The sequence below is a fragment of the Acinetobacter sp. YH01020 genome (assembly GCF_013420275.1).
Lineage (GTDB): Bacteria > Pseudomonadota > Gammaproteobacteria > Pseudomonadales > Moraxellaceae > Acinetobacter > Acinetobacter amyesii.
Genome location: NZ_VOYN01000006.1, coordinates 87,555 through 106,847, shown reverse-complemented (window position 1 = coordinate 106,847; position 19,293 = coordinate 87,555). Strand labels below are relative to the sequence as shown.

The window sequence follows — 19,293 nt, the reverse complement described above, 5'->3', positions numbered from 1 at the left end:
TGTTCAAATGGCGATTCAGCGTTTAATTGGTTTTGGGAAAAAAGAAGAGTTTAAGGAAATTTTGGCAATTTTAAGAAAGCAGAATCCTGATAGGATAAGGGTTCTGTGAAATTTGTCGTGTACAGAGAAAATAATATTAATGACAGCAGATGAAGCAACCGAGCCTTGAGCGACGCTCGGTTGTTTGGTGATTTCAAGGCGTTCGATCATTTCCGGTGTAATGCTATCAACAACTGACATGCCACCACGAGGACCACCTTGTACAGGTTCACCATTGATTAAGAACACGGGTGCGCCACCACCACGAAAGCGCATGCCGCCAGCACCTGCACCACCACGTGGACCAACGCCAGCACCGGGTAGTTGAAACCCTGCAGCACGGCGCAGCGCATCATTGATTGACTGATCGCCAAATTTCAACATTTCATCACGGCTTATAATGGTTTTTGCGACAGCACTGATATCTGGGTCTTTGGGCTTAGTGCTTGCTGTTGGAACTTCAAATGTTAAAGTTTCCATTTGCTGAACTGCTGCAGATTCTTGGGGATTTTGAACAGTATCTGCGGCCCAAATTGATGTTGAGATCGTAATTAATGCGTAACTTAAGCTGGTCAGTTTGAGTGTGGTGTGCGCGCCGTGCATTATTTGGTTGTCCAAATGTAATTTTGGCAAAGAATAACGGAAAATTATGGAGAAAAATTGAGGAAAATTGGCGAGATGAACATTTCGTTAGATTATTTTTTAACAGGTAGGCGAAAGGTCATATTGCAATAAGGAAAGCCTTAATCGTTGGGAAGAAATTAAGGCCTATTAACGTCGCTACAATATAATAATTAACTGAGGTGACACAGTTACTTTAGAAGTGAGCTTTGCATCAAATAAAAAAATACGCGGTAATGTCATCCGCAATTGTTTGAGACAGGACGACTTCTAATCAAAATGTTTTTTTAATACTTTGAATAATTTGACGGTAGTGAGCGAGTTTTGTCTGTGAGGTGCATTGCGCCGCAAGATGGTTTCCTTGCGAAGCTTCGCATCTCATTTTCCCGAGTGAGAAACAACGTTTCGTAAGAGTGCTTCCAGCCGAAAGCTAATCTCTTTATTCAATCCCTAAATGCGAAATTACTTTTATGTGCATAACATGAGTAAATAAATCTAAAAATAAGCCATTGAAGAAAGATTTAGACATAAAAAAACCCTCATCTTTCGATGAGGGTTTTTCGTATTCTGGAGCGGGAAAGGAGACTCGAACTCCCGACCCCAACCTTGGCAAGGTTATGCTCTACCAACTGAGCTATTCCCGCAATGAGGTGAATTATAGAGAATTTCACACAACTGTCAACTCTCTATGCTTCTGTTTGCTTAATTAATCAGCACGGCGCCAAATAGTGCCTTGACGAGTATCTTCAAGAACAATCCCTTGATCTAACAAAGATTGACGAATGTCATCTGCTTTGGCAAATTCTTTGGCTTTTTTCGCATCTTTACGTTGTTGAATTAAATCTTCAATCTGTTCTTCTGATAAGCCTAATGCTTCCTGACCGATATCAGATTTCAGGAAATCATCCACATTGTGTTGCACCAAACCTAAAATATTGGTCAAGTGACGCAATGTTGAATAATACACAGCCGCTTGTTCAGCATTTTCATCTTTTACGGCACGGTTCAATTCTTTGTTGACTTCAAACAATACCGCAATTGCTTCTGCGGTGTTGAAATCATCACGCATAGCGGCATTAAAGCGCTCAACTAAAGCATCATCCAAAGTTTCTACGGTTTTTTCACCATAGACTTGCTGATAAGCTTTAAATGAATGATAGAAACGGGAAAGGGTATTTTTCGCTTCTTTTAAAGCAGTGTCAGAGAAGTTTACTGGGCTACGGTAATGTGATGACACAATAAAGAAGCGAATCACTTCAGGGTGGAATTTATCCATCACATCACGAATAGTGAAGAAGTTACCTAAAGACTTCGACATTTTTTCGCCATCGACATTAATAAAGCCGACGTGCATCCAGTAATTAACATACTGTTCGCCAGTAGATGCCTCAGATTGCGCAATTTCATTTTCATGATGCGGGAAAGTTAAGTCTGAACCGCCACCATGAATATCAAAATGGTTACCTAAGCAGCAGGTCGACATCGCTGAACATTCAATATGCCAACCCGGACGACCATTACCCCATGGTGAAGCCCAAGAAGGTTCATTTTCTTTGGCATGTTTCCAAAGCACGAAGTCAAAAGGATGTTTCTTTTCTACTTCTACATCAACGCGTTCAGAAGCACCAGCCTGCATATCGTCAAGTTTACGACCCGAAAGACGACCATATTTGGCAAACTTTTCAACTTCAAAATAAACATCGCCATTTGCAGATGGATATGCTGTACCTTTGTTGACTAAGTTACCAATCATATTCTGCATTTGATCGATATAGTCTGTTGCACATGGTGCTTCATCAGGTGCTGCACAACCTAAATTGGCAGCATCTTCGTTCATGGCCTTGATAAAGCGATCGGTTAAAGCAGTAATGCTTTCGCCATTTTCATTGGCACGGGCAATGATTTTGTCGTCAATATCGGTAATGTTGCGAACGTATTTAACGTTCCAGCCCTGACTGCGCAGGAAACGGATAATGTAGTCGAATGCAACCATAACTCGAGCATGACCAATATGACAGTAGTCATACACAGTCATTCCACAGACATACATGTCGATATGTCCTTCTTTGCGAGGTACGAATTCTACTTTTTTACGTTGCTCTGAGTTATATAGAACAAAAGGTTGCATAGGTCTTCAAATTGTTTCTACCAAAAGATGGCTCATCTTAACCTAAGCATTTTTTTTCATAAAGTTAAAACCCAAAAAAGCAGATATTTTTTAATGCTTGATGTAATTGTACTGCTGGAAAAAGAAGTTGAAGGCTCATTTGATTCGGGCTGAATTTCATTTGAGAGTTTAATTCAATTTATCTGTTCCTAAGATAAAAAAGAAGAAATGCATCTTTTCTGCATAATTCATGAATTCTTATACATTTGGAAACGTGCTATTTGCATAGATATGATAAAATTGTGAAAATTTTTTATTTTGAAAGTGAGAGCGCACCTCTCACGGCTTAAGGTATAACAACTTTGAATCCACCAAATATGCCGAATCAAGTCGATTTTCAGAAAGTCGCATTAGAAACTTTGCGTATTGAAGAGCATGCTTTACAAGTATTAGCGACGCAAATAGATGATCGTTTTAGCCAAGCCTGCGAAATCATTTTACAGTGCAAAGGGCGTTTAGTGATTACTGGTATGGGCAAATCGGGTCATATCGGTCGTAAAATGGCTGCTACTTTTGCTTCGACAGGTACACCATCTTTCTTCATGCATCCGGGTGAAGCTGGGCATGGTGATTTGGGCATGTTGGTTAAAGGTGATGTGCTCATTGCAATTTCAAACTCAGGTAAGAGTGATGAAATTATGATGCTCATGCCGTTGATTAAACATTTGGGCATTCCTTTAATTACCATGAGTGGCGACAATAAAGGTCCCATGCCACAAAATGCCGATGTCGCATTGACCTTGGGTAATATTCAAGAAGCTTGCCCTTTGGGTCTAGCGCCGACCTCAAGTACCACTGCAACATTAGCCTTAGGTGATGCACTTGCAGTTGCATTATTGGATGCACGTGGCTTTACTTCAGATGATTTCGCACGTTCTCATCCTGCTGGAGCGTTGGGTAAACGTTTGTTATTGCATGTAAAACATCTTATGCATACAGGTGAAGACTTACCAAAAGTGTCGCCAGAGACACCAATGAATAAAGTTCTGTATGAAATTTCAAATAAACGTTTGGGTCTCACCACGATTGTCGATGAAAACGATACCTTATTGGGTATCTTTACCGACGGTGACTTACGTCGTTTGATTGATAAACAGCAAGGCTTTGATGTGAATATGAAAGTCTCAGAAGTGATGATTAAAAATCCTTTGACGATTTCACAAGAAGAACGCGCGGTACATGCTTTAGAACGTATGAACGAAAAGAAAATTACACAATTTGTAGTTGTTGATGATGCCAATAAAGTGATTGGGATTATCAGCATGCATGATCTGATTCAGGCTGGGGTAAATTAAGAAAATGGCATCGTATGTATTGCTAGAACAAGCGCGTCACATTGAAGCACTGGTACTGGATGTAGATGGAATTTTAAGTGATGGATTTGTAACGTTGACCAATAGCGGCGATGAAATCAAATCCTTTGATATTCGAGATGGCTTAGGCATGAAGTTGGTGCAAAAAGCGGGTATCAAAGTCATCATTATTACTGGCCGTAAAAGTAATATTGTTGAAAAACGCATGTCTGACTTAGGTGTGGACTTGGTTTTTCAAGGTCGTGAAGACAAAGGCGTTGCTTTGACAGAAGCCTGCGCACAGTTCGGTATTGATCCTTCAGATTGCTTATATATGGGTGATGACTGGCCCGATCTTTCAGCCTTTGCTATTGCAGGGATGAAAGTGACCGTGCCGAATGGACATTTAGAAGTACGTCGCCGTGCAGATCTTGTTACGCAGGCGATGGGTGGACGTGGTGCTGTTCGTGAAATTTGCGATATGCTTTTAGTGTCTAAAGGTGTATACCAGGAACTACTTGAAAAATATGCAAGTGCACCTTATTAATAAATTGATGCAGTCATTGGATTGAATCTCCGCTTATGGATACTAAAGTTTTATACGTGACAGCTGTGGTCATTGCTGCTGTAAGCGGTAGTTTTTACTATTTCGGTGGAAAGGGTAATAAGCTTCAGGCGGACTCTTCGAAAAGTATGACTTACTCAGCTGAAAACATTAACCTGACGCAGACTGATGAGCAGGGAAAATTGCATATTCGTGCGCAAGTCGATCGACTTGAGCAGGATTTGCAAAAGCAAACTTCTCATTTGGTGAATCTGAAAGCATCGACCTATCAGGATGGTGCTGTCGATGCCACGTTCTTTGCCAAACAAGCCAATGGTATGGATGATAACCAAAAAGTCGTACTGAGTGACAATGTGGTTGCAACGAAATTGATGCGTGAAGGGCAAATGGAGTTTCGTACTGAGGAACTCACTGCTTTTCCAAAAAAGCGTGAAATAGAAACGGACAAGACTGTAACGGTGATTTCACCACAAGCCGAATTTGTCAGCCAAGGTTTAAAAGCAAATTTAAACGACGGTCAATACGAATTTTTTAATATTCGAGGAAAGTATGAACCATAATTTTAATCGAAAAACTGCAAAAACTTTCCTAAAACGTACAGTGCTACTCGGTTCACTGGCGATATGTTCGGTTGCAGCTTTTGCTTTGCCTTCAGATCGTAATCAACCGATTTCATTGGTTGCCGATCGTGCAACATTTAATGAAAAAACTGGGATTACGACGTATACCGGTAATGTCATCATTGAACAGGGTTCGATGAAGCTTCAGGCAAACTCAATCGTTGCGAATTTAAACAGCAAAAAAGAGATCAGTACGATTACAGCAACGGGTGGGCCAGCACATTTCCAACAAAAAACTGACCCTGCCAAAGGCTATGCAAAAGGCCAAGCACAGAAGATTGTCTACAATGCTGAAACAGGTATTATCACCATGACGGGTGGTGCTTTGTTGCAACAAGATGGTGCAAGTATTCGGGGTAATAGCCTGAAATACAGTATGAATAAAGGCGATATCGTTGCTGAAGGTACACCAAATAAATCTGGATCTTCTTCAGGTCGTGTACAAATCGTGATCCCACCATCAAGCACTAAGTCCTTCCCAGGAGCACGTGATTAATGGAGCAAACCTCGCAAGTTCAAACTTTATGTATTAAACATTTAGCCAAAAACTACAGTAAGCGTTGGGTGGTAAAGGATGTATCCTTTAGCATGCAAAGTGGTCAAATTGTGGGTTTACTTGGTCCAAATGGTGCAGGTAAAACCACAAGTTTCTATATGGTCGTTGGTCTAGTGCGTATGGATAAAGGTGAGATTCATTTAGATGATCTTGATTTGTCTGACTTAGCAATGCATGAGCGCGCTCGTAAAGGTATTGGTTATCTACCTCAAGAAGCATCTATTTTTAGAAAATTAACCATTTCAGAAAATATCATGTCGATTTTAGAAACCCGTAAAGATCTAAATAAGCAACAACGTCAGCAACGTTTAACGGAATTGCTTGCTGACTTTAAAATCACTCATATTAAAGATTCTCTTGGTATGAGTGTGTCGGGTGGTGAGCGTCGTCGTGCGGAAATCGCACGTGCTTTAGCTGCAGACCCTAAATTTATGTTGCTCGATGAACCTTTTGCAGGGGTCGATCCTATTTCAGTGGGTGATATTAAAGACATTATCCGAACATTGAAAGATCGTGGTATTGGTGTATTAATTACCGACCATAATGTGCGTGAAACCCTTGCGATTTGTGAGCATGCTTATATCGTGAGCGAAGGTTCAGTGATTGCAGAAGGTACTCCAGAAGAAGTCCTTGCAGATGAAACGGTACGTAAAGTTTATCTTGGTGATGATTTTACTGTTTAATTGAATAAAATAAGAAATTTCCCGTTGAATGGCGCTAGTTTCATTCAGCGGGTTTATGTTATTGTCTGAAATGACAAAAACTGAGCGATTAATCTAAAAAATTAGCAAGAATTCAGTATACTTTAAACTAAAAATACGACCTGCAAAAATCATGCGATTACGAAAGATGAATGGTCCAGAAGTTGGGCGTCCGCGTAAAAATAAGTGCAATTTCTTTTGTATATTATTATTACCCTTTTCCATTGGTTCAGTGTATGCAGCAGATACTGGCACTACACAAAGTACCATTCAAAAGACATTAGATAAGATTTTTTTACCTAATAAGCCGAAACCTTCTGCCGAAAAAATTAACATCACAGAACTCAGTAAATATAATTTAGATACCTCACGTGTCCAAGAAATGCCAGCCGTTGCTTATGGTCGAACGCAACAAGGCAGCTATAATCCAAACACAGTAGCGAAGAATCTAAGTTTTATTGATGCGATACATATCGCCGTCCAAAGACGTCCAGAAATCACACAAAGTATTGCTACAGTCGCATCGCAAAACGCCAATATTGACCTTGCGAATGCTGCATATTATCCCCAAATTTCAGGTGGATTAAGTACCGCAGATCTGACAAAAGGCGAGCGTGGACGTCAGTTGGTATCTTTAAATGCGACGCAGATGTTATATGACTTTGGTAAAACCAAAAGTGCAGTAGGCATTGAAGAAGCAAAAATGTTACAAGAGCAGGCTAATGTACTTGTAAATTTAGATGAAGTTTCTTTTGATGTTGCAAATGCAATTATCAACATTAAACGATATCAAGAAGTGGCTAAAATTGCGCAGCAGCAAATTGCCGGTGTGAGTCGGATTGCTGAGATTGCTAACTTACGTGCAACCGCAGGGATCAGTAGTCAAGCAGACCCTATTCAAGCCAAGTCAAATTTAGAAGCTGCAGAATCAAATTTAATTGTGCAAGAAACTCAACTTCGACAGTACCAACAGCGACTTCGTACCTTGTTAGGTTTTGATGTAAGTCAGATCAATTGGGTGATCCCAGATCGCATCTTAACGGCTGCAGCTCTATATGAAGATCCGGATTTCAAGATGATTCCGAGCATGATGAAAGCACAGGCTGGGGTTGAAATTGCCAAATTGCAAAAGCAACAGTCAAAATTAAGTGCTTATCCAACCCTCAATGTCAAAGGCAGTCTGAGTCAGGCGGTGAATGGCCGTAATCCAAATAATGATGAAGATGATGGTTTATATAATTCAATCATGTTGGAAGCCACCAGTAATTTTTACCAAGGTGGAGCAATCGCAGCACAAACACGTGCCGCAAGCTATGCTGAAGAAGCGGCTAAAGCACAAGTGAATACAGTATATTTGGATGTGATTGATCAAGTCCGAATGATTCGAGAACAAATCGAAAATAAAAAGCGTCAAATGTCGATATTGGTGCAGCGGCGTGAAACAACGGTAAGAACCAAAGAGCTGTATCAAGAACAATATAAATTAGGAACTCGAACGGTTGTCGATCTACTGAATGCAGAGCAAGCCATACATAGTGCCGCACAAGAAATTGTGACATCGCAATATGATATTTACTCTGCACTTGCACAGTACATCCAAGTGACAGGGCGTTCACGAAATATTTATGAACTTAATAATATATCTATTCAGGGGTTTGAAGTTCAGCCATGAGTAATACAATAAATTATCAACCGTGGCTACAAGCGGTTCTGAATATTGCAAAGCATTATCGAATTGAACCCTCTGAAGAACGTATACGGTTGCAGTTGGATTGGGATCAACACAAAAATGCCGATGAACTGGTCGCAGTTATGGCACGCCAAATTGGATTAAGTGTTCGTAAAAACAAATACGACATAAATCTGCTCAATCCATGGCGCTTACCTGTATTGGTTGAGTTTATCGGTGGTGAAGTGGGTGTGGTAGAACGCATCGACGTAGACGGTAATGCCAGTGTTCAACTAAGCGGTGATGAAGGCCTATCTCAAGTCTTCTCTATTGAACGATTGAGCCATGGCGTTCGCAATATATATATTCTGCGTCCAGAGTCATCTGTACCCGATGCACGTGTTGATGAATACATCAAGCCGTTCGAAAAAAATTGGTTCTGGTCGATCGTTTTAAAAGACTGGAAACGCTACATCGACATTATGTTTGCTTCATTAATGGCGAATATTTTGGCCCTAGCCACTATTTTGTTCTCAATGAACGTGTACGACCGCGTTATTCCATCTCAATCTGTACCGACTTTATGGGTACTTGCCGGTGGGGTGTTAATTGCAGCGATATTTGAGTTTGCATTACGTGTTTCACGAATTTATTTGTCGGATATTATTGGTAAACGTGCCGATTTGAAAATTTCAGATCGTGTATTTGGTCATGCATTAAGAATTAAAAATAGCGAACGCTCAAAATCTACAGGTACTTTTATTTCACAGATTCGTGAATTAGAAGGGGTACGCGAAATGGTCACCTCGACGACTGTTACTGCGATTGCCGATTTACCGTTTTTCTTCTTGTTCCTGTTCATCTTCTGGTTAATTGGCGGCAATCTATTTTGGGTTATGCTGTTGGTGGTTCCTTTGATGATTATTCCAGGGATTTTGGCGCAAAAACCATTGGCTAAACTTGCACAAATGGGTATGCGCGAGTCTTCGATTCGTAATGCCTTATTGGTTGAATCTGTGCAAGGTATGGAGGATATCAAATTACTTCGTGCTGAATCACGTTTCCAAAACCAATGGAACCACATGAATGAAGTGTCTGCTGATGTCAGCATGCGTCAACGTAAAATTGTAGGCTTAATGTCGGCATGGACGCAAAAAATTCAGGGTCTAACGTTTGCAATTGTTGTACTTGTCGGCTGTTTTGCTGTGATGAAAGGTGAAATGACCACAGGTGCTTTGGTGGCTTGTTCGATTTTGTCTTCACGAATGTTAGCACCGATTTCTGCACTGGCAGGGGTATTAGGTCGTTTACAACAGGCTAAAGTGGCAAAAGCCGGTCTGGATGAGCTCATGAAGAAACCTGTCGATCAACCGGATTATTCTCATCTTATTCATCGACCATCAATTAATGGTCATTATGAACTCAATGGTGTGTCATTTAAGTATGGTGAAGATGACCCACGTCCAAGTCTTTTAATTCCAAAACTGGAAATTAAGGCTGGAGAAAAAATCGCAATTTTGGGCCGTAACGGTGCTGGTAAGTCGACGCTACTCCAATTGTTATCGGGTATGCAAACGCCAGTACAAGGCAAAGTTAAATTAGATGGGATTGAGCTGTCTTTAATTGACCCCGCAGATGTACGCCGTGATATGGGGCTATTGAACCAAAATTCACAGTTATTTTATGGTACGATTCGTGAAAACTTGACCTTGGGTGCTCCGCTGGCTACGGATGAACAATTGATTGAAGTACTGAAAATTACGGGTGCAATTCACTTTGTTCAAGAGAAAAAAGAAGGGCTAGACCATATCATTTTAGAAGGTGGTGTAGGCTTCTCTGGCGGTCAACGCCAAGCTTTGTTGCTTGCACGCTTATTGATTCGTCAACCCAATATTTTATTGCTTGATGAACCTACAGCAGCCATTGATGACGTATCTGAGAAGCAGTTGATCGATCATTTAAAAGGTTATTTACAAAACCGAACTATGGTGGTAGCAACACATCGCCGTGCGGTACTTGAGTTGGTTGACCGCATTATTGTGGTGAATGAAGGTAAAATTGTCATGGATGGGCCTCGTGATCAAATTCTGAATCAGAATGCTCAGAAAAAAGTAGCTGGGGCTTAAATCATGAGTGAAAATAAACAAGAAATACAACGCTCGACCAAAGTCAGCTTTAAAGAGCCACCATTACCGAAATCGAGTTTAATCATTTGGATTATTACGATTGGTCTGGCAATCCTTTTAGTTTGGGCTTGGTTGTTTAAATTAGAAGAAGTCTCTACAGGGACAGGTAAAGTGATTCCATCTTCGAAAGAACAAATTGTTCAGTCGCTTGAGGGAGGTATTTTAACCAAGTTGAATGTGAAGGAAGGTCAAATTGTTGAACAAGGTCAAGTCCTTGCGCAACTCGATCCAACACGCTTCGCATCAAATGTTGGTGAAACCGAGTCTTTACTTGTGGCATCACGTGCGACAGCAGCACGTTTACGTGCAGAAGTGAATGGTACACCATTAACCTTTCCTGAAGATGTTCAAAAGATTCCAGCTTTAGTGAAGGAAGAAACAGCTTTATATCATTCACGTCGTGCAAACTTGGAAGAATCTGTTGCCGGCTTAAAACAGGCATTGGTGTTAGTTCAACAAGAATTGGCCATGACTGAGCCGCTCGTTGCTAAAGGGGCAGCAAGTGAAGTTGAAGTACTTCGTTTAAAGCGTTCAGCGAATGACTTACAAAATCAGTTAAATGATGTCCGTAACCAATATTTGGTGAAATCACGGGAAGAATTGTCGAAAGCCAATACTGATATTGAATCGCAGCAACAAGTGGTGAAAGGCAAATCGGATACGCTGAGCCGTACCGTGTTTAAATCTCCAGTACGTGGTGTGGTCAAAGAAATTGATGTGATGACATTGGGCGGTGTGATTCCGCAAAATGGTAAATTGATGACCATCGTACCTTTGGATGAACAGCTTTTGGTTGAAGCACGTATATCACCACGAGATATTGCTTTTATTCGTCCGGGTCAAGAAGCCTTAGTGAAAATTACGGCATATGACTATTCGATCTATGGTGGTCTAAAAGGTAAAGTGACCGTCATTTCACCAGATACTTTACGTGATGAAGTGAAACAAGATCAGTTCTATTATCGTGTTTATATCCGTACAGATAGTGATAAATTAAGCAATAAAGAAGGTAAAAGTTTTAGTATCACTCCGGGTATGGTGGCGACAGTTGATATCCGTACCGGCTCGAAAACTGTACTTGAGTACTTAATCAAGCCATTCAATAAAGCAAAAGAAGCACTTCGCGAACGTTAATAGCGCAGTGCCAATCAAGCCTCCAGTATTGGGGGCTTTTTTGTGGATGTAAGTCTTTCAAAAAACGCTATAATATCCGTTGATAGAGGATCTAAAGACGTTATGCCATTTACACTCGCCGCACAGTTTGAATATGAAGAAGACATTAAAAAAAGTCGTTTTCAAGCCATCGCAGTTCCTGTGGAAAATGAACAAGCCGTTAAAGAATTTCTCGAAGCCAATAAAGATATCTCAACAACACATCAGTGTTGGGCATGGAAAATTGGACATACCGTACGTTTTAATGATGATGGTGAGCCTTCAGGCACAGCAGGTCGGCCCATTCTAGCAACCATAGAAGGGAATGACCTAACCAACGTGTTGGTCTTGGTTAATCGTTGGTATGGTGGAATTAAGCTCGGGACAGGGGGATTGGTACGTGCCTATGGTGGCTGTGCAGGTCAATGCCTGTTGCAGGCTGAAAAAATTGAACTTATTGAGAAGAAAAAAGTGCAATTTAGTTGTCAGTTTAATGAATGGGCAATTTTCCAATATGAACTCAATCAGCAGCAAATTGAATTTCAGGAAGACTATACAGCGCAGGGCGTAAATGTATTTACATCATTGCAAATTCATCAAATCCAACCGCTACAGTTAAAAATTCAGGATATAACTCGCGGACGTGAACAATTGCATATCATCGAGGCTGCTGAAGGTGAATGAAATAGATCCATTATTGAAATATCGAGAGCAACATAAGCATCGTCTGAATTATATGCCTTGGTTGTATTGGTCACTCAAACCGAAAAATCGTGGTTGGGCTGAAGCTTGGCAACACGAATATCAAGGCTATCTCAAATCGATGGAAACTGTTGAAATTGGTAAAAACTGTTTTATATCGCCATTGGCTCATATTTTTGCCGAACCAGGACGTAAGATTGTCATTGGAGATAACAGCTTTATCGCTGCAGATTGCACCCTGCATGGCCCAATTGAAATTGGCAATGAAGTGGCGATCAATCATCACTGTATTTTAGATGGTGGGCGAGTGGGTATCAAAATTCACGATCAGGTTCGTATGGCGGCATATTGCCATTTATACGCTTTTGATCATGGAATGGATGTCAATCAACCGATCTATCAGCAAGCTGTACGATCACAAGGGATTGAGATAGAGCGTGATGTTTGGCTAGGTGCGCATGTTGGAATCAAGGATGGCATTCACATTGCTGAGCAGGCTGTGGTCGGCATGAACAGTATGGTGACGAAAAATGTCGAAGCGCGTGCAATCATTGCGGGAAATCCTGCAAAACTCATTCGATATCGTGAATAAATAATCGCCAAATAGGTCATAAATCGTTTTTATGCTTACACAAATGCATGCACAGTGAAACAGAGTTGTGATAAGTTAAAAATAACAAACAACATTTTATAGCCAAGCAATAATAAAACGAGGGCTAATCATGAAACGAGTTATCGCCTGTATCGACTCTTCTCCATGCATTAATGCACTAGCTGATGCTGCTGCTTGGGTTGCTAAACAAACTCACCGTGAGTTGGTTTTACTGCAAATACTTGATTACTATCCGGCAAGTTATCACTTAGGTGAAATCAGTGGAGTGATTGGGTTTGAAAGTAATGCTATGCTCTTGAAAGAACTCGCGGAGTTAGAACAAAAACAAAGTGATTTAGCGTTAGATTATAGTAATAACTTGCTCAAACACATTTCTGAAATGATCCAAGATAAGCATGGTATTCAAACCACCCATATTCAGGAAAAGGGCGACTTCTTAGAGCAAAGTTTTAATGTGTTGCAAGATGACGATATTGTTTTAATTGGTCGCGTGGGTGAACGTTCAGCAGAGCGCAATAAGCCGCTTGGTAGTAATGTTGAAAACTTTATACGTGGTGCAAGTTGTACAGTTATGACTGTAGGGCCAACGTTTAAACCACCGACTCGTTTTATTTTTGCCTATGAATATTCGCCTAAATGTGTTGAGTTAATGAAGCGTGTGGCACAAAGTGACCTACTCAAACTTTTACAATGTCATTTGGTCTATGTTGGAGATCACCCACAAATCTTGGATGATCCAAAAAATTATTTAACCAATGCGGGGCTCGATGTGGTGACGGAATACCGCTATGGCGATGTTTCGGAAAATATTCTGGACTATCAACAAGAGCATGGTATCCAGTTAATCGTACTGGGGGCATTTAGTCACAGTAAAATCCATCAGTTCTTCTTGGGCAGTATTACCACCAGTATTTTCAGAAATTCGAGTGTTCCACTGTTGGTTGTAAAATAAGATGAAACAACAAATAGGTGATTTAATAGACGGACAAATGCGAGTAAATAAATAATAAGTTGTTGTGTTAAAAATAATCAGAGTTATCCTCATAAATTGTGGATAACTCTGTGTGTAGTGTTTGTAAGTAGTTGTTTTAAAAATAAAATATTGTATTGATTATTTTTTATACCTTTATTCGAGGTGGCTAAAAAACACCTCGATTTAGATTATTTAACGATTGCAATCGCAAAACCATCATGACCTTTACAACCTACAGTTTGAAGTGCCGTGCAGGATAAAATTTTCGGATGATTTTGCATGGCTTTGAACATATCTCGGATACCTTCAATACTTGGCTTGTGGTTTTCGGCATTCAGAATCTCACCTGCACGAATCACATTGTCTAAAACAATCACTGTACCTGAATGAGATAAATTTAGGCTTAATTCTAAATATTCAGGGTAGCTCTGTTTGTCTGCATCGACAAAAATAAAGTCAAAAGCTTCAGTATCTTCAGGAAGGGCACGTAAAATATCTGCCGCGCGACCACATTTTAGTTCAATCGTTTGTGCAAGCTTTGCATTATCAATATTTTCTTGACCCAGGGCAGCATGTGTATCACGACCTTCAATGGTCAGAATGTAACCATCTTCAGGTAAGGCACGTGCTAACCACATGGTGCTGTAGGCTGCAAAAGTTCCAAGTTCTAAAACACGTTTACACTTGTTCATTTGGATTAACATTTGTAGCAGCATGCCTTGATTGGCCGCTACAGCAAGATGATCTGGAAAGCCACGTTCATCTGTATGTTGAAGTGTTTGAGTCAGTATTGGATCTTCAGGAATTAAATGTGAATCGATGTAAGCATCAATGTCTGTCCACATTTGTTGCATGTTGTCGCACCTCGTGATTGATGCAAGCATTTTAAACCTTTCCACTAACATCGCAATTTATTGTTCTGTATTTGTATATTTTATGCACAAAAAAGACCTCCGAAGAGGTCTTGGTATGACGATGTAATGTTTTAGTAATTACACATTGATGAACGACTTGAGTGATCAGGCCCCCAAGTACGGTAGCCTTGAGTATCAATATGAATTTGTCCGCTGGCATATAGACCTAGGCCCATATTGAGGCTTTGCCCATGTTGTGACCAAAATTGGCATAAACGGAACTTGGTATTTTCAATATAACTATAGTCTTCGGGCTGTGGATACGCAGGTCCAATACGGAAATCAATCGCCGAGTTGTATAAGTGACGAGATGAACTTGCACCACCGGCACACTGGTTCAAAGGCAAATCACGATAAACCGATGTCACTTCAAAGTCCGTTAAGATATTGGCAGCTACTAAATATTTAAAGACACGTAAGGTTGCAATTTGGTTTTGCCATAATTCACGGTTAGGTACCATATATTCTGAGCGACCACATTTTTGCCAGTCACGTGCAGTACGCATCAACTCAAATGATGGAATGATATTGCCTACACCATTTTTCTCTAAAAAGACTTCATAGTCTCGAACGCGACGTAAATTATCGACAGACGCGACCCACGAATTGTAGGCATAAGGCACCACTTTAGGCGGGGCTTGTCTGATGGTCGTCACTTTTTCTTGAGGTATGTAAATACGTTTACCGTCGGGAGTTGTAATAGTGTGACCTTGTTTTTGTGGTGTAGTTGTACAACCAATGAAAACAAGAGGGAATATTGCAACGGACAATAATCCCTTGAGTAAATGCTTCATTATAGAAATCAATTATTTATAAACTCGTTCTATTTTAATCCAATTTGATTGAGAAAATTTGAATAATTTGCAATGAAATGTGTGCTTTAAGTATAAAAAAAGATCAGCATGTGCTGATCTTTTCATGAAAGCGTAAAATTACTTTTCAAGATATTGTAATTTATCAGCTTTACCGTTCCATTCTTCACGGTCGGCAGGTTGATCACCAATTTGAGTGATGTTCGGCCATTTTTGAGAAAGTTCAGTATTAAGTTCGATAAATACTTCTTGACCTTCAGGTAACTCATCTTCAGAGAAAATCGCGTTAGCTGGACACTCAGGTTCACATAGCGCACAGTCGATACATTCATCTGGATTAATAACAAGGAAGTTTGGACCTTCATAGAAACAGTCAACAGGGCAAACTTCTACGCAGTCTTGATATTTACATTTAATACAGTTTTCAGTGACAACAAAGGTCATGGCGACAGCTACCTAAAAAATATGGTTCTAATAAACTAATGGTGTATTTTAGGCAAAAAATAGGGTAACTAACAATTCCTTTTATTGATAATTATTATATGCAGTGCTGTTAAAATCACTAAAAACTGAACAATTTATGTAAATTTCACAATGAATGAGAATCATACTCAAAAACTAATTAAATTACATCTGTTTATCGAACAATATTTTTATGTGCATTTTAAGCATGAAACATTTTAGAACATTAATTTTTTATCAATTTATTGCTGAATAGCCGCAGTAGTAGATAGCAAACATTCACTAATTTACGCGTTTGAATGGTGTCAATGCAAAGAACACCTTCATTGGTGTTCTTTGCATATCTCATCTATCGCTTCTGCTCAATTTAGATCTTAAGTAAATCCTTTAAAGCGTAAAGCTGTTGTAATGCTTCACGTGGACTTAAGTTATCGATATCAATATCTGCTAAGGCATCAAGTACGGGCGATGTTTTTTCAACTTCAACTACGCGTTCAATGACTTCAGGCTCTGCGAGTGCCGAGAATAGATCGGTTTGTACAGCCGTATTGAGTTGCTGTTTTTGCTGAGTTTCTAATATACGAAGGCGATTTTGCGCTTCTTTGATCACAGCTGCAGGAATACCTGCAAGCTTTGCCACCTGTAGACCATGACTTTGACTCGCCGGGCCTTGTTGAACTTTATGCAGTAAGATCAGGTTGCCATTTAGCTCACGAGCAGTCACATGATAGTTATCTATATTGGCGTCTTTGCCTAACTCGGTGAGCTCAAAATAATGCGTTGCAAATAGGCATAAACATTTAATGCGACGGGTGAGATCGAGCACACATGCCCACGCCAAAGATAAGCCATCATAGGTACTCGTACCACGTCCGACTTCATCCATCAGTACCAATGATTGATTGGTCGCATGATGTAGAATCTGTGAGGTTTCAGTCATTTCCACCATGAAGGTTGATTTGCCTGTAGACAAGTCGTCGGCAGATCCTATACGGGTAAATATCCGATCGATCGGCCCTAATACGGCAGATTGGGCAGGGACAAAGCTACCACAGTAGGCTAATAAGCTGATTAAGGCAGTTTGGCGCATAAAGGTCGATTTACCGCCCATATTTGGCCCTGTGATAATCGCCATGCGGTGATTAAAGTCCAAACTAGTATCATTTGGAGTAAATGCTGATTTGCTCAGAGATTCCACAACTGGGTGACGTCCGGCTTTGATTTTGATCCCAACTTCAGGGCTATATTCAGGACGTGACCAATTTCGTAATCGAGCTTGATGGGCAAAATTAGCCAGTAAATCAATTTGCGCTATAGCGGCGCTCATCATTTGTAAGTTGCCAATATCTGCACGTAACTCATCAAGTAATAGCTCAAAGAGCATTTTTTCGCGCGCTAATGCACGTGACTCACTCGAAAGCACCTTATCTTCAAAAGATTTCAACTCAGGGGTAATGTAGCGTTCAGCATTTTTAAGGGTTTGGCGGCGAATATAATGATCAGGTGCTTGTTCAGCTTGTGCGCGAGTTAGTTCAATATAGTAACCACTAACTCGGTTATAACCAATTTTTAAGGTTGAAATTCCGGTTTGTTCACGCTCTTTGATTTCGAGATCAATGAGGAATTGTCCCGCATGGTCACGAATTTTACGTAGTTCATCAAGTTCAGTGTCGAAACCCTCGGCAATCACATTTCCATCACGTAAAAGCACTGGCGGGTTTTCTACGATGGCAGACATGAGACGCTCATGTAAGCCGTGAAAATCACCCATTTCATCATTTAACTGAGCGATCAGCTTAGATTGGTGTGACTGAATGATCGGTTCAAGTGCATGTCGAAGATAGGGAATTTGTGCACAAGTTTGACGTAACTGAACTAGGTCTCGTGGACGAGCACTGCCGAGAGCTACACGAGATAGCACACGTTCAATATCGCCAATTTCTTTGAGAACTAAGCGGATCGGAGACTCATGATAGCCTTGCAGCATCGCTTGTGATGCATCTAAACGTGCATCCAATAAAGCGGTATCTCGTAAAGGCTGCATCAAGGTACGACTCAATAGGCGGCCGCCCATCGCAGTTTGGCAATCATTGATTAGTTGGAACAGGGAAGTACCATGTTCAAATAGGGGATCAATCAGTTCTAAGTTACGACGAGTGACGGGATCGAGCGCCACGAAATCACTACTTTGTTCGAGTTGAATGCTGCGAATATGGGGTAAAGCGGTTTTTTGAGTGACTTTTGCATAGTGAATCAAAGCCGCTGCGGCAGCTTTCGCCAAAGGCAAATGGTCAATACCAAAACCTGAAAGTGTGGCTACGGCAAATTGGTCACACAGCGTTTTTTGCGCGTTATTTAAATTGAAGTCGACGTTTGGACGCTTGGTAACAGGGCAGTCTAATTGACGTTTAATTTGCTCAACAATATTCGGGTCAATGAGATCCTCATCAATCAAAATTTCACTCGGCATTAAACGCGAAAGTTCGATTGCCAATTGTTCCAGCTGATAGTCCATTTGCTGAACTTTAAAAATACCTGCACTGAGGTCTAGTAAAGCAATCCCGATCTGATTTTGTTGTAAGCAGATCGCGACTAAATTTGAACTTTGATGAGAGGCAATCAGTGCATCGTCCGTTAATGTCCCCGGGGTAATGATACGGACAATACCGCGCTCAACCGGCCCTTTGCCTGTCACCTCACCAATTTGCTCGCAGATCACCACCGTTTCACCTTTTTTTACAAGGCGGGCTAAATAGCCTTCAGCAGCATGGTATGGGACACCAGCCATAGGAATAGGCTCACCATTGGCTTTACCACGATGCGTTAATGTAATTCCTAAGAGTTTTGCTGCTTTATGCGCATCTTCAAAAAAGAGCTCATAAAAATCACCCATCCGATAAAACATCAGTGAATGCGGATTTTGCATTTTGACTGACATGTACTGTTGCATCATCGGGGTCAGGGTTGAAAGGTCAACTTTGGAATTATCAGCTTGCATGAAACGAAATACCTTAAAATAAAAATTTGTGCGCTGCTAAACGAATAACACTATTTTGATGAAAATTGGATTTAGAAAAAGTCCTTATATTTATATTGTCTCTTCATTCAAAACCACAGGTGTACGTTAACAAATCGTGTTGCTGATTCTAGCAAAAAAAGTGACAAGAAAATGCCAGAAAAGGTTTGTCTGCATGTAAAAAAAGCAGTCAAAATTTTATTTATAAACGCTAAAAAGTCTATGTGTAAATT

General features: G+C 40.5%; 16 protein-coding genes, 1 tRNA gene and 1 pseudogene. 11 read left to right on the top strand and 7 right to left on the bottom strand.

All coding sequences use genetic code 11. The features are described from left to right. Positions 1 to 129: 129 nt before the first annotated feature. From FTT85_RS04265 to cysS, 3 genes and pseudogenes are all read right to left on the bottom strand, one after another. A pseudogene (locus FTT85_RS04265) lies at positions 130 to 642 on the bottom strand (TonB-dependent receptor plug domain-containing protein); the annotation flags it as partial. Positions 643 to 1,228: 586 nt separating this feature from the next. Beyond that, positions 1,229 to 1,304: transfer RNA gene (locus FTT85_RS04260), tRNA-Gly, on the bottom strand. A gap of 62 nt (positions 1,305 to 1,366) precedes the next feature. Then, positions 1,367 to 2,788, bottom strand: a complete 1,422-nt coding sequence (gene cysS / locus FTT85_RS04255) for a cysteine--tRNA ligase (protein WP_180182962.1) — start codon at positions 2,786 to 2,788, stop codon at positions 1,367 to 1,369. A gap of 356 nt (positions 2,789 to 3,144) precedes the next feature. Here cysS and FTT85_RS04250 point away from each other — a divergent pair, with 356 nt between their 5' ends. The 11 genes from FTT85_RS04250 to FTT85_RS04200 all read left to right on the top strand — a co-directional run bounded on the left by FTT85_RS04250 (position 3,145) and on the right by FTT85_RS04200 (position 13,835). Next, entirely contained in the window at positions 3,145 to 4,122 is a 978-nt protein-coding gene (locus FTT85_RS04250; RefSeq protein WP_168377848.1) for an SIS domain-containing protein, read from the top strand. Positions 4,123 to 4,126: 4 nt separating this feature from the next. Beyond that, entirely contained in the window at positions 4,127 to 4,666 is a 540-nt protein-coding gene (locus FTT85_RS04245; RefSeq protein ID WP_078188762.1) for an HAD family hydrolase, read from the top strand. A 35-nt stretch (positions 4,667 to 4,701) separates the two neighbouring features. Then, entirely contained in the window at positions 4,702 to 5,244 is a 543-nt protein-coding gene (lptC, locus tag FTT85_RS04240) for an LPS export ABC transporter periplasmic protein LptC (protein ID WP_180182961.1), read from the top strand. Further along, positions 5,234 to 5,800 carry a lipopolysaccharide transport periplasmic protein LptA gene (gene lptA, locus FTT85_RS04235; protein ID WP_180059071.1) on the top strand — a complete coding sequence of 189 codons (567 nt, stop codon included), beginning with the start codon at positions 5,234 to 5,236 and terminating at the stop codon, positions 5,798 to 5,800. The genes lptC and lptA overlap by 11 nt, the downstream gene beginning before the upstream one ends. Continuing rightward, complete coding sequence (lptB, locus tag FTT85_RS04230) at positions 5,800 to 6,543, top strand: LPS export ABC transporter ATP-binding protein (RefSeq protein ID WP_078188759.1); 744 nt, start codon at positions 5,800 to 5,802, stop codon at positions 6,541 to 6,543. Before lptA ends, lptB begins: the two co-directional genes overlap by 1 nt. A 166-nt stretch (positions 6,544 to 6,709) precedes the next feature. Next, positions 6,710 to 8,233, top strand: a complete 1,524-nt coding sequence (locus tag FTT85_RS04225; RefSeq protein WP_180182971.1) for a TolC family protein — start codon at positions 6,710 to 6,712, stop codon at positions 8,231 to 8,233. Then, the gene (locus FTT85_RS04220; RefSeq protein WP_180129433.1) at positions 8,230 to 10,356 is read left to right on the top strand and encodes a type I secretion system permease/ATPase; all 2,127 of its coding nucleotides are present in this window, start codon (positions 8,230 to 8,232) and stop codon (positions 10,354 to 10,356) included. Before FTT85_RS04225 ends, FTT85_RS04220 begins: the two co-directional genes overlap by 4 nt. A 3-nt stretch (positions 10,357 to 10,359) precedes the next feature. Continuing rightward, positions 10,360 to 11,550 (top strand): HlyD family type I secretion periplasmic adaptor subunit, encoded by a 1,191-nt coding sequence (locus FTT85_RS04215; protein ID WP_078193562.1) that lies wholly within the window; start codon positions 10,360 to 10,362, stop codon positions 11,548 to 11,550. A gap of 102 nt (positions 11,551 to 11,652) precedes the next feature. After that, positions 11,653 to 12,252, top strand: a complete 600-nt coding sequence (locus FTT85_RS04210) for a YigZ family protein (RefSeq protein WP_180182960.1) — start codon at positions 11,653 to 11,655, stop codon at positions 12,250 to 12,252. Continuing rightward, positions 12,245 to 12,862 (top strand): acyltransferase, encoded by a 618-nt coding sequence (locus FTT85_RS04205; protein WP_180074086.1) that lies wholly within the window; start codon positions 12,245 to 12,247, stop codon positions 12,860 to 12,862. The genes FTT85_RS04210 and FTT85_RS04205 overlap by 8 nt, the downstream gene beginning before the upstream one ends. Before the next feature lie 130 nt (positions 12,863 to 12,992). Further along, positions 12,993 to 13,835 carry a universal stress protein gene (locus tag FTT85_RS04200; protein ID WP_078188753.1) on the top strand — a complete coding sequence of 281 codons (843 nt, stop codon included), beginning with the start codon at positions 12,993 to 12,995 and terminating at the stop codon, positions 13,833 to 13,835. A gap of 209 nt (positions 13,836 to 14,044) precedes the next feature. On the opposite strand, the gene FTT85_RS04195 is transcribed toward FTT85_RS04200, so the two are convergent. The 4 genes from FTT85_RS04195 to mutS form a co-directional block, all read right to left on the bottom strand. Further along, positions 14,045 to 14,710 (bottom strand): O-methyltransferase, encoded by a 666-nt coding sequence (locus FTT85_RS04195; protein WP_168377631.1) that lies wholly within the window; start codon positions 14,708 to 14,710, stop codon positions 14,045 to 14,047. A gap of 131 nt (positions 14,711 to 14,841) precedes the next feature. Next, a complete protein-coding gene (locus FTT85_RS04190; protein ID WP_078188751.1) occupies positions 14,842 to 15,564 on the bottom strand; it encodes a D-Ala-D-Ala carboxypeptidase family metallohydrolase in 723 nt (240 codons plus the stop codon). Positions 15,565 to 15,702: 138 nt separating this feature from the next. After that, a complete protein-coding gene (gene fdxA / locus FTT85_RS04185; protein ID WP_004651686.1) occupies positions 15,703 to 16,026 on the bottom strand; it encodes a ferredoxin FdxA in 324 nt (107 codons plus the stop codon). A 385-nt stretch (positions 16,027 to 16,411) separates the two neighbouring features. After that, positions 16,412 to 19,042 carry a DNA mismatch repair protein MutS gene (gene mutS, locus FTT85_RS04180; protein WP_180111057.1) on the bottom strand — a complete coding sequence of 877 codons (2,631 nt, stop codon included), beginning with the start codon at positions 19,040 to 19,042 and terminating at the stop codon, positions 16,412 to 16,414. Positions 19,043 to 19,293 lie beyond the last annotated feature (251 nt).

Coding starts and splice junctions, on each gene's coding strand:
- cysS (WP_180182962.1), bottom strand. CDS start 2,788: ATGCAACCTTTTGTTCTATATAACTCAGAGCAACGTAAAAAAGTAGAA.
- FTT85_RS04250 (WP_168377848.1), top strand. CDS start 3,145: ATGCCGAATCAAGTCGATTTTCAGAAAGTCGCATTAGAAACTTTGCGT.
- FTT85_RS04245 (WP_078188762.1), top strand. CDS start 4,127: ATGGCATCGTATGTATTGCTAGAACAAGCGCGTCACATTGAAGCACTG.
- lptC (WP_180182961.1), top strand. CDS start 4,702: ATGGATACTAAAGTTTTATACGTGACAGCTGTGGTCATTGCTGCTGTA.
- lptA (WP_180059071.1), top strand. CDS start 5,234: ATGAACCATAATTTTAATCGAAAAACTGCAAAAACTTTCCTAAAACGT.
- lptB (WP_078188759.1), top strand. CDS start 5,800: ATGGAGCAAACCTCGCAAGTTCAAACTTTATGTATTAAACATTTAGCC.
- FTT85_RS04225 (WP_180182971.1), top strand. CDS start 6,710: ATGAATGGTCCAGAAGTTGGGCGTCCGCGTAAAAATAAGTGCAATTTC.
- FTT85_RS04220 (WP_180129433.1), top strand. CDS start 8,230: ATGAGTAATACAATAAATTATCAACCGTGGCTACAAGCGGTTCTGAAT.
- FTT85_RS04215 (WP_078193562.1), top strand. CDS start 10,360: ATGAGTGAAAATAAACAAGAAATACAACGCTCGACCAAAGTCAGCTTT.
- FTT85_RS04210 (WP_180182960.1), top strand. CDS start 11,653: ATGCCATTTACACTCGCCGCACAGTTTGAATATGAAGAAGACATTAAA.
- FTT85_RS04200 (WP_078188753.1), top strand. CDS start 12,993: ATGAAACGAGTTATCGCCTGTATCGACTCTTCTCCATGCATTAATGCA.
- FTT85_RS04195 (WP_168377631.1), bottom strand. CDS start 14,710: ATGCAACAAATGTGGACAGACATTGATGCTTACATCGATTCACATTTA.
- FTT85_RS04190 (WP_078188751.1), bottom strand. CDS start 15,564: ATGAAGCATTTACTCAAGGGATTATTGTCCGTTGCAATATTCCCTCTT.
- fdxA (WP_004651686.1), bottom strand. CDS start 16,026: ATGACCTTTGTTGTCACTGAAAACTGTATTAAATGTAAATATCAAGAC.
- mutS (WP_180111057.1), bottom strand. CDS start 19,042: ATGCAAGCTGATAATTCCAAAGTTGACCTTTCAACCCTGACCCCGATG.